Annotated in this window: 10 protein-coding genes and 2 pseudogenes; 5 read left to right on the top strand and 7 right to left on the bottom strand. The window is 36.6% G+C overall.

The window, feature by feature from the left end:
* Positions 1–567: 567 nt before the first annotated feature.
* From F6K54_RS11660 to F6K54_RS11645, 4 genes are all read right to left on the bottom strand, one after another.
* Positions 568–1,860, bottom strand: a complete 1,293-nt coding sequence (locus F6K54_RS11660) for an RNA-guided endonuclease TnpB family protein (RefSeq protein WP_293077599.1) — start codon at positions 1,858–1,860, stop codon at positions 568–570.
* A gap of 241 nt (positions 1,861–2,101) precedes the next feature.
* Complete coding sequence (locus F6K54_RS11655) at positions 2,102–2,470, bottom strand: hypothetical protein (protein WP_293077597.1); 369 nt, start codon at positions 2,468–2,470, stop codon at positions 2,102–2,104.
* 243 nt (positions 2,471–2,713) lie between these two features.
* A complete protein-coding gene (gene uvrA, locus F6K54_RS11650; protein ID WP_293077595.1) occupies positions 2,714–5,677 on the bottom strand; it encodes an excinuclease ABC subunit UvrA in 2,964 nt (987 codons plus the stop codon).
* A 608-nt stretch (positions 5,678–6,285) separates the two neighbouring features.
* Positions 6,286–6,483, bottom strand: a complete 198-nt coding sequence (locus tag F6K54_RS11645; RefSeq protein ID WP_293077593.1) for a hypothetical protein — start codon at positions 6,481–6,483, stop codon at positions 6,286–6,288.
* A gap of 26 nt (positions 6,484–6,509) precedes the next feature.
* Here F6K54_RS11645 and F6K54_RS11640 point away from each other — a divergent pair, with 26 nt between their 5' ends.
* The 3 genes and pseudogenes from F6K54_RS11640 to F6K54_RS42835 all read left to right on the top strand — a co-directional run.
* Entirely contained in the window at positions 6,510–6,884 is a 375-nt protein-coding gene (locus F6K54_RS11640; protein ID WP_293077591.1) for a hypothetical protein, read from the top strand.
* Positions 6,885–7,028: 144 nt separating this feature from the next.
* Positions 7,029–7,589 carry a Uma2 family endonuclease gene (locus F6K54_RS11635; RefSeq protein ID WP_293077589.1) on the top strand — a complete coding sequence of 187 codons (561 nt, stop codon included), beginning with the start codon at positions 7,029–7,031 and terminating at the stop codon, positions 7,587–7,589.
* 1,350 nt (positions 7,590–8,939) lie between these two features.
* A pseudogene (locus tag F6K54_RS42835) lies at positions 8,940–9,023 on the top strand (hypothetical protein); the annotation flags it as partial.
* A gap of 507 nt (positions 9,024–9,530) precedes the next feature.
* Here F6K54_RS42835 and F6K54_RS42830 read toward each other — a convergent pair.
* Together F6K54_RS42830 and F6K54_RS11625 are read right to left on the bottom strand one after the other, a co-directional pair.
* Positions 9,531–9,914 (bottom strand): annotated as a pseudogene (locus F6K54_RS42830) (NACHT domain-containing protein); the annotation flags it as partial.
* 586 nt (positions 9,915–10,500) lie between these two features.
* A complete protein-coding gene (locus F6K54_RS11625; RefSeq protein WP_293077585.1) occupies positions 10,501–10,872 on the bottom strand; it encodes a hypothetical protein in 372 nt (123 codons plus the stop codon).
* 1,542 nt (positions 10,873–12,414) lie between these two features.
* Here F6K54_RS11625 and F6K54_RS11620 point away from each other — a divergent pair.
* Together F6K54_RS11620 and F6K54_RS11615 are read left to right on the top strand one after the other, a co-directional pair.
* Entirely contained in the window at positions 12,415–12,603 is a 189-nt protein-coding gene (locus F6K54_RS11620) for a hypothetical protein (RefSeq protein WP_293077584.1), read from the top strand.
* A 448-nt stretch (positions 12,604–13,051) separates the two neighbouring features.
* The gene (locus tag F6K54_RS11615; RefSeq protein ID WP_293077582.1) at positions 13,052–13,177 is read left to right on the top strand and encodes a hypothetical protein; all 126 of its coding nucleotides are present in this window, start codon (positions 13,052–13,054) and stop codon (positions 13,175–13,177) included.
* 67 nt (positions 13,178–13,244) lie between these two features.
* On the opposite strand, the gene F6K54_RS11610 is transcribed toward F6K54_RS11615, so the two are convergent.
* Positions 13,245–14,021, bottom strand: a complete 777-nt coding sequence (locus F6K54_RS11610) for a superoxide dismutase (protein ID WP_293077580.1) — start codon at positions 14,019–14,021, stop codon at positions 13,245–13,247.
* Positions 14,022–14,140 lie beyond the last annotated feature (119 nt).

Below are 14,140 nucleotides of genomic sequence, written 5' to 3'. Positions count from 1 at the left end.
TCTAGTAAGAGGCGACAACTCAACAACTACCTATATATAAGAGTGAAATTTTCATCTGTGAGGAAAACTACTAAAAAGTCCATGGGAAGTAAGAGGCGAGCGCTCCACTTCAGAAAATATCTACTTCCCTGTGGAAACCGCAGATATCTTGGAAAAGTCTCTGACAAATTTGCGACCTATCTAGTATATAGAAATGAAATTTTCATATCTGAGAAAAACTTGTAAAAAGTTGAGGGAAGGCAAGAGGTAGTTGCTAGACTTCAGAAAATATCTACTTACCTGTGGTAAAGAGTAAATATCTGGAAAAAGTCTCTAGCAAATTTTCTACTACCTAATATATAGAAGTGAAATTTTCATATACCTAATATATAGAAGTGAAATTTTCATATCTGAGAAAAACTTGTAAAAAGTTGATGGGAAGTAAGAGGCGATCGCTCGACTTCAGAAAATATCTACTTCCCTCAAGAAACAGCAGATATCTGGGAAAATTATCTGGCAAATTTTCGGCTACCTATATTTGACATCCTCCCGACGCTACTCTGCGAGACAGCGCGGGATTCCCATCCATCAATCAAACAGACTAAGCTGAAGGAATGACTCAGGGCGGGTTGACACATCATTGGAATCTGCTGGCTTTTCAGTCTGACGTTTCCTCCGTGTCCAATAAATAATCGACCGTTGACCCTCGGCGACTTCATTAAAAAGTGATAGCTGTACAGGATTTTTTGCTACTGTTCCTTTGACTATTTCAACCTTGTTTTTCGGTTGAACAGCTTCTAAAATATTAACTGCTGCATTAATATCTCTGTCGTGAAACGTGCCACAATTTAAGCAAGTCCATTCTCTAACATTTAGCTCTTTTTTGCCTCCTTTGAAACCGCAATTAGAACACTTTTGAGATGTAGGCTCCCACCTAGAAATAGTTCTAAATTCTCTACCATATTTCTCGCACTTAGCCTCAGTTAAAGTTCTAAATTGCCTCCAACCTAAATCACTAATTGCTTTCGCTAATTTGCGGTTTTTAACCATGCCGGAAACATTTAAGTCTTCTAATACGATAGTATCGTAATTTATGGCTAAATCAGTTGATAGTTTGTGTAGAAAATCTGTACGAATGTCTTTGACTTTTGCGTGAAGTTTAGCAACTCTAACCCTTGCCTTTTCACGACGTTTGCTACCTAGCTCAGTTTTGGCAAATTTACGTTGAAACTTACCTAATTTATTGAGGTTTTTTTTGAGAGGCTTAGGAGCTTCAAACTTCTCACCATTACTCAAAGTTGCAAAAGTTGAAATTCCCAAATCAATACCTATTGAGTTTTCAGTCTTAGGTAAATGTTCAGCACAAGTTTCTACAACAAAGCTAGCAAAGTAACGTCCTGCACTATCTTTAATTATAGTAACTGAGCTAGGTTTACTAGCCAGTGGTCTAGACAAAACTATTTTAATTTTTCCTACTTTTGGGAGATAGATTTTATCTTGACCGACCTGATAATTTGCACCTACAAATCTTGCAGCTTGCCTAGATTTTCTGGACTTGAACTTTGGTGGTTTAACCTTGATTCCAAAACGTTTTCCAGCGCAACTATTAAAGAAGTTTTTGTAAGCTTTGTCTAAGTCTTTGAGAGATTGTTGTAATGGAGTAGATGCAACTTCCTTTAACCAAAATAATTCTTTTTTAGCTTGAGTTATGAATTGTTTAGTTAAGTCCACATAGCCCGGTCTCTTGTGACCATTAGTATACAGTTGGTTACAGTGTGCTAATGCGCTATTCCAAACGTATCTGCAACAACCAAATAGTTGATTTAATTTGATTATTTGAATATGATTTGGATATATGCGATACTTGTATCTGGCTTTCAATGTTTTAGCCTGTTACTAATATTAAGTAGTATTATTATAGCATGGGTTGGCATTAATCCCGACGCTCCCCTACGGGAGAGCGCGGGTCTTCTGCCAACATTTAGACAAATACGGTTCAGTTAAGACGAAAACTCCCATGATATGGAACCGTTAGATAGGCTTTTCAAACTACAGAAATGGAAAAAAAATCCTTAACTGAACCGTATTGCCTTATAGCTAACTTGTTACTCTATAAATTCCATTAGCGGGGGGCAGGTATAGGAGTGATAATTGGTTCAGGTTGATGAAAACTCGCAGGTTTACGAACATTACCTAGTGTATACTTTGCGCTTTCAATCATTGGAGGAAGATTTGTTTGGTATGCTAGTCTACCACAATTACTATTTAAAACACGTTCACCAAATTGTATTGCCAGATTTAACTCATGCTTTTCCCGAAAAGCTGGACCACCTAATTGACTAGATTGTGCCCAGAAAAAAGCTTTTTGCTTAGAAGAAATTTGTCTCATTGCTACAGAAATAGCTTCTCTGCAAGTCATTCCATAAGCTGTGTTAGACCCAAAAACAATCATTCCCACTGCTAAGAAGGATGTTGCTAATAACTTTTTCATACTCAAAACCTTTGTAGAATGGATTTAGATAATTATTAGTTAGAATTATTTGATTGCTATTGTAGTGAGAAGTTATTTATTTTGTCAATTTTTATCTCTGAGAAGAACTGGTAAAAAGTTGAGGGGAGGTAAGAGGCTATCGCTCTACTATTAATACTATAGATTCATGTACTTTTTTTCCTTCTTCCCTCTTTCTTCTTTCTTCTTTCTTCTTTCTTCTTTCTTCTTCCTTCTTCCTTTACTTCAATTTTCCTCCACTTTAGGCGGATACTTTTCCAACACTTCTCGCAAATATTTCCCAGTATAAGACTCTGAATTCTCTGCCACATCCTCCGGCGTTCCACAGACAATAATTTCTCCTCCTTTATCTCCACCTTCCGGACCTAAATCTATTACCCAATCAGCACAACGAATCACATCTAAATTATGCTCAATTACCACAATCGAATTTCCCTTATCCACCAACCTCTGCAAAATATTTAATAACTGATGAACGTCATAAAAAGATAAACCAGTTGTTGGCTCATCTATTAAATAAATAGTTTTTCCAGTTGCCCGCCGAGATAACTCCGAAGCCAATTTTACTCTCTGCGCTTCCCCACCAGAAAGAGTCGGTGCAGATTGACCTAATTTGACATAACCTAATCCCACATCTACCAAAGTTTGTAATCGACTCGCCGCCCTGGGAATATTTTTAAATACTTTCAAACCTTCCTCCACAGTCATATCCAAAACATCAGCAATTGACTTATCTTTATATTTCACCTGCAAAGTTTCTCTGTTATATCTTGCACCCTTACAAACATCACATTGCACATAAACATCTGGTAGAAAATTCATTTCAATTACATTTACACCCTGTCCGCTACAAGCTTCACATCTACCACCTTTAACATTAAAAGAAAATCTTCCCGGTTTATAACCTCTGGCTTTTGCTTCTATAGTTTCCGCAAATATTCCCCGAATTACATCAAATACTCCTGTATAAGTTGCCGGATTTGAACGGGGAGTTCTACCAATAGGTGATTGGTCGATAACAATTGCCTTATCTATTGCTTTTAATCCTTTGATTTTTTCTAACTGTTTGGGAAAAGGAACTTTTCGACTCAGATGATTTTGCAAAGCAGGATAAAGTAATTCATTAATTAAAGTAGATTTTCCCGAACCAGAAACTCCAGTAATACAGACAAGTTTTCCCAAAGGAATTTCTACATCTATATTTTTGAGGTTATTTCTATGACAATTTTTTAGAAGTAGAGACTTTCCATTTCCTTCTCTTCTTTCCGGTGGAGTAGCAATAACTTTTTTACCAGATAAATAAGCACCCGTTACCGACTCTGTAGTTGCTAATAATGTCTGAAAATTTCCCTGAGAAATTATCCGCCCCCCATGTACCCCTGCCCCCGGACCTATATCAATAATATGGTCGGCAGTTCTAATAGTTTCTTCGTCATGTTCCACAACTATTAATGTATTTCCTAAATCTCGAAGTTTGATTAAAGTTTGCAAAAGACGACTATTATCTCTTTGATGTAAACCAATACTTGGTTCATCTAAAACATAGAGAACTCCTGTTAAACCAGAACCAATTTGTGTTGCTAATCTAATTCTTTGAGCTTCTCCTCCAGAAAGTGTCATTGTTGCTCGGTCTAATGTTAGATAATCTAAGCCAACATCCAACAGAAATTGTAATCTTGCCCGAATTTCTCTCAATACTAATTCGGCAATTTTTGCTTGCCGTTCGCTCAGTTGTAAATTATTGATTTTCTCCAAACATTCCCGAATCGAAACTTCTGTAAAGTCGGTAATTTTGTATTGCCCTACTTCTACAGAAAGTGCTTCTGGCTTCAATCTTTTACCTTGGCAAGTTTCGCAGGTTTGGTTAACTAAATATTGTTCTAATTTTTGTTTGACTAAATCCGAACCAGTCTCCTTATATTGCTTTTCCAATATCGGGATAACTCCAGGATAGTAACGATAATCTCCTTCTCCATTTTTCGTTTCTATCCAAATAGGTTCGTCGCTACCTTCAAGTACCAACTTTTGCTCTTTCTTGCTCAATTTATTCCAGGGAGTTTCTATCTCAAAGTCATAAGCTTCAGCCAAACTATAAAGCAGAGAAAAATAATAGGGATTTTCCTTATTCGACCAAGGAGCGATCGCTGAATATAAGGGTGCATTAGGATCGGGTACGATTAAGTCCGGGGAAAATTGCTTCAGACTACCCAAGCCGTGACAAGTCGGACAAGCACCGTAGGGAGAGTTGAAGGAAAAGAGTCGCGGCGAGAGTTCTTCCATCACTGCCCCATGTTCCGGACAGGCAAAATTTTCCGAAAATACTATTTGAGTATGAGATTTTTTTATTTCTGTATCTAGTTCCTGACTGGAATTAGTCGAATTATTAGCAGATTTAGAATTAGCTGAAGTTGCTATTTTTGCTGAGGTTAGGTTATACTTATTAAAACTCTGCACTGCACCTACCTCTGCAAATGTATCATTTACTACGTCAATCAAAGCAATTCCAGTAGATTGACGTAGACAAGTACTGAGAGAATCCGCTAAACGTTCCTCTATACCTGGCTTTTTAATCAGTCGGTCAATAACAACTTCTATCGTATGTGTATGATTTTTATCTAAATTGATGTTTTCAGCAATTTCTACGACTTCTCCATCAACCCTCAAACGAACAAATCCTTGAGCGGCTAAACTAGACAAAAGTTTCTTATGAGTCCCCTTTTTGCCTCGAACCACGGGAGCTAAGATATGAAATTTAGTGCGGTCTGGCAGAGCCATAATTCTGTCACACATTTCATCTATGGTTTGTGGGGCAATATTATGGTGGCAGATGGGACAATGAGGTTCTCCCGCTCGGCCAAATAGTAATCTGAGATAGTCATAAATTTCCGTGACAGTGCCGACGGTGGAGCGAGGATTATGAGATGTAGATTTTTGGTCGATGGAAATGGCTGGGCTTAATCCTTCGATGGAGTCTACGTCTGGTTTGTCGAGTTGTCCGAGAAATTGTCGGGCATAGGCACTGAGGGATTCGACGTAGCGACGTTGCCCTTCGGCGAAAATTGTGTCGAAGGCGAGGGAGGATTTGCCGGAGCCAGAGACTCCTGTGAAGATAATTAGGCGATCGCGTGGTAATTCGAGGTCGATATTTTTGAGGTTATGTTGTCTGGCACCTCGGATGCGGATGGTCATTTCAGTTATCAGTTATCAGTTATCAGTTATCAGTTATCAATTATCGGTGAACTGTTAAATTTTTTCCCACCATCAAATCTTTCCATTTATTCCTCCTAGCGTGGAAAATCACCAACATTTTCATCTTGTGAAGCTCCGAAAAAATTAGTCGTGCCAAAGGATTTTGAGGAATCTTCCCCAGGAGCAATGGCAGATTTTTTTCATTCTGTGAAGCACCTATAAATATATGCTTGTGGTTCTCAAAATTTTTCCATCTATTCCTTTCCTTCCCAGTGAAAAATCACCAACATTTTCATCTTGCGAAGCTCCGGAAAAATGAGCAATGCCAAAGGATTTTCAAGAATCTTCCCCATGAGCAATGCCAGAATTTTTTTCATTCTGCGAAGCACCTATAAATATATGCTTGTGGTTCTCAAAATTTTTCCATCTATATCCTTCCCAGTGAAAAATCACCAATATTTTCATCTTGCGAAGCTCCGGAAAAATGAGCAATGCCAAAGGATTTTCAAGAATCTTCCCCATGAGCAATGCCAGAATTTTTTCATTCTGCGAAGCACCTATAAATATATGCTTGTGGTTCTCAAAATCTTTCCATCCATCTTTCTCTCCTAGCGTGAAAAATTACCAATATTTTCATCTTGTGAAGCTCCGGAAAAATGAGCAATGTCAAAGGATTTCCAAGAATCTTCCCCAGGAGCAATGGCAGAATTTTTTTCATTCTGTGAAGCACCAATAAAGATATGCTTGTGGTTCTCAACATTTTTCCATCCATCTCTCCTAGCGTGGAAAATTACCAATATTTTCATCTTGTGAAGCTCCAGAAAAATGAGCAATGTCAAAGGATTTTGAGGAATCTTCCCCAGAAGCAATGGCAGAATTTTTTTCATTCTGCGAAGCACCTATAAATATATGCTTGTGGTTCTCAACATTTTTCCATCTATTCCTTTCCTTCCCAGTGAAAAATCACCAACATTTTCATTTTGTGAAGCTCCGGAAAAATGAGCAATGTCAAAGGATTTTCAGGAATCTTCCCCAGAAGCAATGCCAGAATATTTTCATCCCGCGAAGCACCAATAAAGATATGCTTGTGGTTCTCAAAATCTTTCCATCTATTCCTTTCCTTCCCAGTGAAAAATCACCAACATTTTCATTCTCAGAAGCTCCTAAGAAAAATTCGCGCGTCAAAGGATTTTTGGTTGCATCCTGATAAAAATTTTGATATCATAAAAACCGTTGGGAGTCGTTCGCCCATACGCATGACTTTTTATTCAACTAAAAATAGTATTGCTTCTCTGCGATAGAACTCCATTCCGCTTTCCTATGGAATGCTACTCTCAAAAACTGGTGTGCCATGTCAGTCCAACTGCTAAAACGACAATTCAACGTCAAAGAATATAACAAAATGCCTGAAGTAGGCATCCTGAAAGAAAATGAGCGAGTAGAACTAATAAGAGGAGAAATTCTCAAAATGTCCCCAGTAGGTCGTCACCATGCAGCTTGTGTAAATCGTTTAACTAGACTATTTTCTCAAAGGTTAGGCGATCGAGTTTTAGTAAGCGTTCAAAACCCGATTGAATTAGGTGATTATTCTGAACCAGAACCAGATATTGCTTTGTTGGAGCTAAAAGCAGATTTTTACGAGTCAGGACATCCCCAGTCTGAGGATTTATTTTTGATAGTTGAAGTGGCAGATAGTACGATTAAGTTTGACCGTGAAGTTAAAGTTCCTCTTTATGCTGAAAATAATGTAATTGAGGTTTGGTTGGTAGATATTAATGAGGAATGTTTGGAGGTGTATCGACAACCTATTGGTGGTGGTTATAAACAAGTAAAAAAGTTAGAGCGTGGTGAAAATTTGTTTGTTCAAAGGTTTCCAGATATTAATATTCAAGTAGATGAAATATTGGGATAAGTACGGGGAGTAGGGGAGTAGGGGAGCAGGGGAGTAGGGGAGTAGTAAAACATAAATAATGAACACTAACTGGCTAATAATTATCAATATTCGACTTTTGTTAATGGTTGAATATGTGATTTATCAAATCTTGAATAATACTTGCCCGATAATTTCTTTTTTATGAATTCAGCCTCCGAGTAATTCGTCATTTTTATCTGGATGTTTGCCTAAAACTAGATAGTAATTTTCTGGTACTTCTATTTTTATCTCGTCGTAATCTTGAGTCGGGCATTTCAGTTATCAGTTATCAGTTATCAGTTATCAGTATCTCAGGATGAAATATCTTGCTTAAAATACTGAAGTTTATTTTTTTCATTCCCTGAAAACGAGAGACTTGATACCTTGTTTTTCGGTCAAAACATTTTTCTTTGTTACGCCAAAAATCTATTATATTTCCTATTTCTAAGTTACGCCATTTGTAAGTAAATTATATTGCTGAAAAACCAGTTTTTTGTTTATATAGCTGAAGTAAATATTTTGGTTGTTGGAGTGATACTTTTTCAGGGAAGTTAAAAGTAAAAAGTAAGATTTTATATCGTCAAAACTTCTTCGCTACAGTCATTTCAGAAAATTATTTTACATCTTAAAGTTTAAAACTATTAACCCAAAAAATAATAATTATTAGCCAGGAATTTTTGTCTGACTGAGGAGATAAAAAAGTTATCTGTTATAGCCAACAAAATGTTGACGCAAAGAATCATGGATAAAGCGAAAACGACCTCCGACTTGTTGAATTAATTTTCTCTGAGCAACATATTTCAAAAATTTTTCATAGTTCCAAGGAATTAAACCATTTTGCCAGAGAATTAGTCTTAAACTAAAGTGTTGAATACATGGTACGCCTCCAGTTGATAAACCCATTATTACTCCTAAATATAAGCTAAATATTAGTGAATTTTGCAAAAATGTATTGTCTGTAGCTAAGGTGTACAAGTAGGGAATTAATAAAAAAAATGGAGTAGTTATTATAGAAATATATAGAGAATTTTTTAGTGATTCTTTAATTCCTTGGTTAGGAGTATGCTTTAATTTAATGTCTGTATTTAGCCCTAAAATCAGCCCTCCAATCAGCCCTCCAATCAGCCCAAAAATCAGCCCTAAAATCAGCCCTCCAATCAGCTCTAAAATCAGCACTCCAATCAGCCCAAAAATCAGCCCATAAATCAGACTTTTCTTGATTGCTTGCCAGGAAAAGCTGAAAACTTCTTGGCATTTAATGTCTCCTGCCTTAAAAATCAGCCCTAAAATCAGCCCTACAATCAGCCCTACAATCAGCCCTCCAATCAGCCCTACAATCAGCCCTCCAATCAGCCCTACAATCAGCCCAAAAATCAGCCCATAAATAAGCCCAAAAATCAGCCCATAAATAAGCTTTTGAGCATTATTTTTTAACCAACTAGGCTGGATATTTTCAATCAAAAACTCCGTTTGATTTTCAGCCTCTAACCGCGTTGCTAAAAAAGTTAACCAATGCCTAGTTTGCTTTTCAGAATAGAACAATTTTTCACGTTTTTCCACTTTATTACGCACTCGTTGTAAACATTCATCAATATAAGGTAAACATTCATCAATATAAGCTGCAAATAATTTTTCCTCATCATAAATAGGCTCCCCTTGATAAACAGTAACCATAATATTCAACAACAAAGGAATATTTGCCAACTCCCACATTTGAGAATTATTTTGAATCACTTCCCACAAATCAACCTTACCCAAACCTTCCAAATAACGATAAATTTCCTCTCCTTCAGGAGACCTCAAACAATAAGCACCATTCAACTTTTCCAACCTAATATTTCCCTCTTGATATTCCTCATCCCGACAACAAACAACCAAACAAGTCCGAATATCTTCCCCAATAAATTCATTAATTTTTTCAATACAAAGTCGCTGCCGAACTAATCCTAATTCATCCAAACCATCCAACAACGGCATAATTTTTCTCTGACTTAATAAACTTCTACTAAATCGGCGATCGCTCATCCCATAAAAATCTTTTAAATACTGAATCAACCAATTTCCAATAGATAAATTATCCTTCTGCCAATTAGACAATTCAAAAATCACAGGTACAGGAGCATCAAGATTATTTTCCGCCTCCTCAATTAACTCCTTTGCCAACCTCAATAAAGTAGTAGTTTTTCCCGCCCCTGGTTTACCCAAAATTAATAACTTACCCGCCACATCCTGCCGATAAAAAACATCAATAATCTTAGTTTCAGGAGGTAGAGAAATTATCTTTTTTCTCTCATATCTACCAACAGCTTCCTTCTGAGAAAACATCGGTAATTCTAAATATTGATTTACCAACAATTGATTTTGCTGTAGAGAATCTTCCAGTCGTTTAACAACTTCAACCTTAATTCCTTTCAGAAGTTCCGACCTAACTTTCGCCTCCCGGTCTTCCGGACGAAAAAAATTCAGAAAGCCTTGCAGAAAACCAGCAAAATTAAAATTAATATATGAACCTTCATTGATAAAAGCTGCCGCTTTAGCTTGATCTTTAACTTCCCTAATATTTTGATTACCAATTCCAGTTAAATCACTTTGGTTATACTTATCTTTATTTCCCATACTTAGGTAAAATTTCCCCATTTCAACCAAAAAGTATAGTTAACTGAGCAGCTAACTATACCTTCCATCAACAAATTCCTGAAAGATTGATTTATAGTAGTTATTAGAGTAGTTAGAGCATTCTCAAACTGTCAAATTTATTCACGGCAAGAGTCTAACTTCTAACTTTTGACTTCTAATTTCTAGCTTTTGACTTTTGACTTCAGCTTGTAAATTTTTTTCACAGCAAGAGTTTAACTTCTAACTTTTGACTTCTAATTTCTAACTTTTGACTTTTGAATTTTGAATTTTGACTTCAGCTTTCTTGCCATCCTTTAATCGCACTAACAATAAAGGCACCCACTGGATTATCCAAAGCTTTTTCAAAAGCTGCTAACCCACCTGATGTACCTGCACTAATTAATTTTTGTTTTAAATTAGGGTCACTTTCTATCTTTTTAATAGTTTCAGTTGCCACAATCATTTGTTCGGTAGTGGTATTAGTAGAATAGCTTTGAGAAAGCTGTTGTAAAATTTGTTGAACCTCTGCCACTGTCTCAGCTAAATTTTGCTCTTGAGCTTCATAGATTACCCCTGCAACTTTACCATTGTCTTTAACTATACGAACATTTTGATTGCCTATACTAACTAAACTTTTTTGGTCGTAATTATTTCCGCTTGATTCCATAGGTATTATTAGATTAATTGGGATATTTACGATTATATCAACTGATTTTTCATAGCTGGAAATAGGCGATTGGGAGACTATCAAAATTTAGAGCTGAAGGTAGATATTTAGTCTGGCAAATAAAATAAATGATGTGGCTGTTCTTGAGGAGCGATCGTCTCAACTTTGCCTAGCAATATCCCTTCCTATTCTCCCCAAAATTTTCACTCCACGAAATTCACTCATTTTCTCGCCGAAAAATAAAAATACCGCCAAATTTTTCAATTCATTCAATTAGTGTCTTTTCCGTAACTCCCACCTACAACTCCTCACCACAAAAAAATCATCCTGTGAAGCTCCTGAAAAAAAATCGGCGCTCGAAAGGATTTCTCATTGCATCCTCAAAAAAATTTTGATACTATTAACTTATTGGGGGTTGTTCGCCCCTACGCATGACTTTTTATTCAACCCAAAAAGTAAGGTTAGGATATTAAGAGATAGTAGCGATCGCGAAGCGTGGCATCAATCGTATCGTCAACAGTAGATAAAACTCCTAGAAAGAGCAGAAGATACAGGTTCACTGAAAACCACCAGAAAATCATTCTGTGAAGCACACTAAAAAACAACCACATCTTTGTTTTCTAGCGATCGCCTCAACCTTGCCAAGGAATATCGCTTCCTACTCTTTCCAAAATTTCCACTCCACGAAACCCCCTCATTTTCTCAGCTATCAAAAATCAAATAAATATCACCACTAAATCTTTCTATTCATCAAATAAATATCATTTCGATGATTCCCAGCTATAACTCCTCACAAAAAAACATCTTGTGAAGCTCCTGAAAAAAAACGGCGCGCGGAAGGATTTCTCATTGCATCCTCAAAAAAATTTTGATACTATAAACTTAGTGGGGGTTGTTCGCCCCTACGCATGACTTTTTATTCAACTAAAAAAAGTAAGGTATAGGATATTAAGAGATAGTAGCGATCGCGAAGCGTGGCATCAATCGTATCGTCAACAGTAGATAAAACTCCTAGAAAGAGCAGAAGATACAGGTTCACTTAAAACCACCAGAAAAATCATTCTGTGAAGCACACTAAAAAACAACCACATCTTTGTTTTCTAGCGATCGCCTCAACCTTGCCAAGAAATATCGCTTCCTACTCTTTCCAAAATTTCCACTCCACGAAACCCCCTCATTTTCTCAGCTATCAAAAATCAAATAAATATCACCACTAAATCTTTCTATTCATCAAATAAATATCATTTCGATGATTCCCAGCTATAACTCCTCACAAAAAAACATCTTGTGAAGCTCCTGAAAAAAAACGGCGCGCGGAAGGATTTCTCATTGCATCCTCAAAAAAATTTTGATACTATAAACTTAGTGGGGGTTGTTCGCCCCTACGCATGACTTTTTATTCAACTAAAAAAAGTAAGGTATAGGATATTAAGAGATAGTAGCGATCGCGAAGCGTGGCATCAATCGCATCGTCAACAGTAGATAAAACTCCTAGAAAGAGCAGAAGATACAGGTTCACTTAAAACCAGAGAAAATCATTCTTTGAAGCACCTAAAAAGTTTTGTAGCGATCGCCTCAACCTTACCGAGAAATATCGCTCCCTACTCTTCCCAAAATTTCCACTCCACGAAATTCACTCATTTTCTCAGCTATCAAAAATCAAATAAATATAACCGCCAAATTTCTCAAATTATCAATCAAATTAATATCTATTCGATAATTCCCACCTAACCTATTAACTCCTCACCACAAAAATCATCATTCTGTGAAGCTCCAAGAAAAACGGCAGAAATTACCATTGCATCCCCAAAAAAATTTTGATACTATTAACTTATTGGGACTTGTTCGCCCCTAAACATGACTTTTTATTCAACTAAAAAAGTAAGGTTAGGATATTAAGAGATAGTAGCGATCACGAAGTGTGGCATCAGCCGTATCGCTAAAAGCAAATAAAACCCCTAGAAAGAGCAGAAGATATACACTCACTTAAAACCACCAGGAAATCATTCTGTGAAGCTCTAAAAAAACAACCACATCTTTGTTTTCTAGTGATCACCTCAACCTTGCCGAGAAATACTGCTCCCTACTCTCCCCAAAATTTCCACTACACGAAATTCACTCATTTTCTCAACCATCAAAAATCAAATAAATTAACTACCAAATTTCTCAAGCCTAAACTATGATTCCTCACCACAAAAATTATCATTCTGTGAAGCTCAAAAAAAAACGGCAGAAATTGCCATTGCATCCCCAAAAAAATTTTGATACTATTAATTTATTAGGAGTTGTTCGCCCCTACGCATGACTTTTTATTCAACTAAAAATACAATCTTTAATACTAGATAAACCAATCAGCTCTGAGCAATTAAGCATTACTTAATATTTGAAGCGATCGCCCCTTCATACCTGCGATTAATTTCCGGCCAATTAACAACATTCCACCAAGCCTTCAAATAATCACCACGACGATTTTGATAGTTCAAATAGTAAGCATGTTCCCAAACATCATTACCCATAATCGGATAATCCCCTTGGAAAAAAGGACTATCTTGATTAGGAGTGCTTGTCACCTTTAACTTTCCATCTTTACCCAAAACCAGCCAAGCCCAACCACTACCAAAACGACTACCGCCAGCAGCATTAAACTTTTCCTTAAAACTATCAAAATCACCAAAACTTTCTTGAATAGCTGAGGCTATTTTTCCATCAGGTTCGCCCCCACCATTAGGAGTCATAATTTCCCAAAACATTTTATGATTAACATAACCACCACCATTGTTTTGTACAGCAGTACGAATATCCTCCGGTAAAGTATTCAAATTACGCAATAAATCTTCTGCATTTCTGTCCTTAAGTTCAGGATACTTAGCGATCGCTCCATTCAAATTTTTAATATAACCAGCATAATGTTTATCATGGTGAAACTGCATAGTTTCTTTATCAATATAAGGTTCCAAAGCATCATATCTATAAGGTAGAGGTGTTAATTGAAAACCCCCATAATTTTCCACTAATTTAGTATCATTTACTGAAGTAGAAGGAGTTACAGATGAAGAAGAATTATCTCCCGAACCTTGGCAAGCACCTAGAATCATATACCCCAAAGAAGCACTCGTTAAGATTAAAAAATTGCGCCGATTAATGTTCATTATTAGTTTCTCAGAAAAATAGTTTATAGCTATAAGCATTTCCTACGGAATGCTCCGCAAACAGCTATCAGCTATCAGCTATCAGCTAGAGTCAAAACTTTTAACTGTAATGTTTTGAA

Origin of the sequence: Okeania sp. SIO3B5 (assembly GCF_010692555.1) — a bacterium.
GTDB lineage: Bacteria > Cyanobacteriota > Cyanobacteriia > Cyanobacteriales > Microcoleaceae > Okeania.
This window is presented reverse-complemented; position numbering and strand designations above follow the sequence as displayed.

Excerpts from the sequence above, each read along its gene's own strand:
- F6K54_RS11655 (WP_293077597.1), bottom strand. The coding sequence starts at position 2,470 with ATGAAAAAGTTATTAGCAACATCCTTCTTAGCAGTGGGAATGATTGTT.
- uvrA (WP_293077595.1), bottom strand. The coding sequence starts at position 5,677 with ATGACCATCCGCATCCGAGGTGCCAGACAACATAACCTCAAAAATATC.
- F6K54_RS11645 (WP_293077593.1), bottom strand. The coding sequence starts at position 6,483 with ATGAAAATATTGGTAATTTTCCACGCTAGGAGAGATGGATGGAAAAAT.
- F6K54_RS11640 (WP_293077591.1), top strand. The coding sequence starts at position 6,510 with ATGTCAAAGGATTTTGAGGAATCTTCCCCAGAAGCAATGGCAGAATTT.
- F6K54_RS11635 (WP_293077589.1), top strand. The coding sequence starts at position 7,029 with ATGTCAGTCCAACTGCTAAAACGACAATTCAACGTCAAAGAATATAAC.
- F6K54_RS11625 (WP_293077585.1), bottom strand. The coding sequence starts at position 10,872 with ATGGAATCAAGCGGAAATAATTACGACCAAAAAAGTTTAGTTAGTATA.
- F6K54_RS11615 (WP_293077582.1), top strand. The coding sequence starts at position 13,052 with ATGATTCCTCACCACAAAAATTATCATTCTGTGAAGCTCAAAAAAAAA.
- F6K54_RS11610 (WP_293077580.1), bottom strand. The coding sequence starts at position 14,021 with ATGAACATTAATCGGCGCAATTTTTTAATCTTAACGAGTGCTTCTTTG.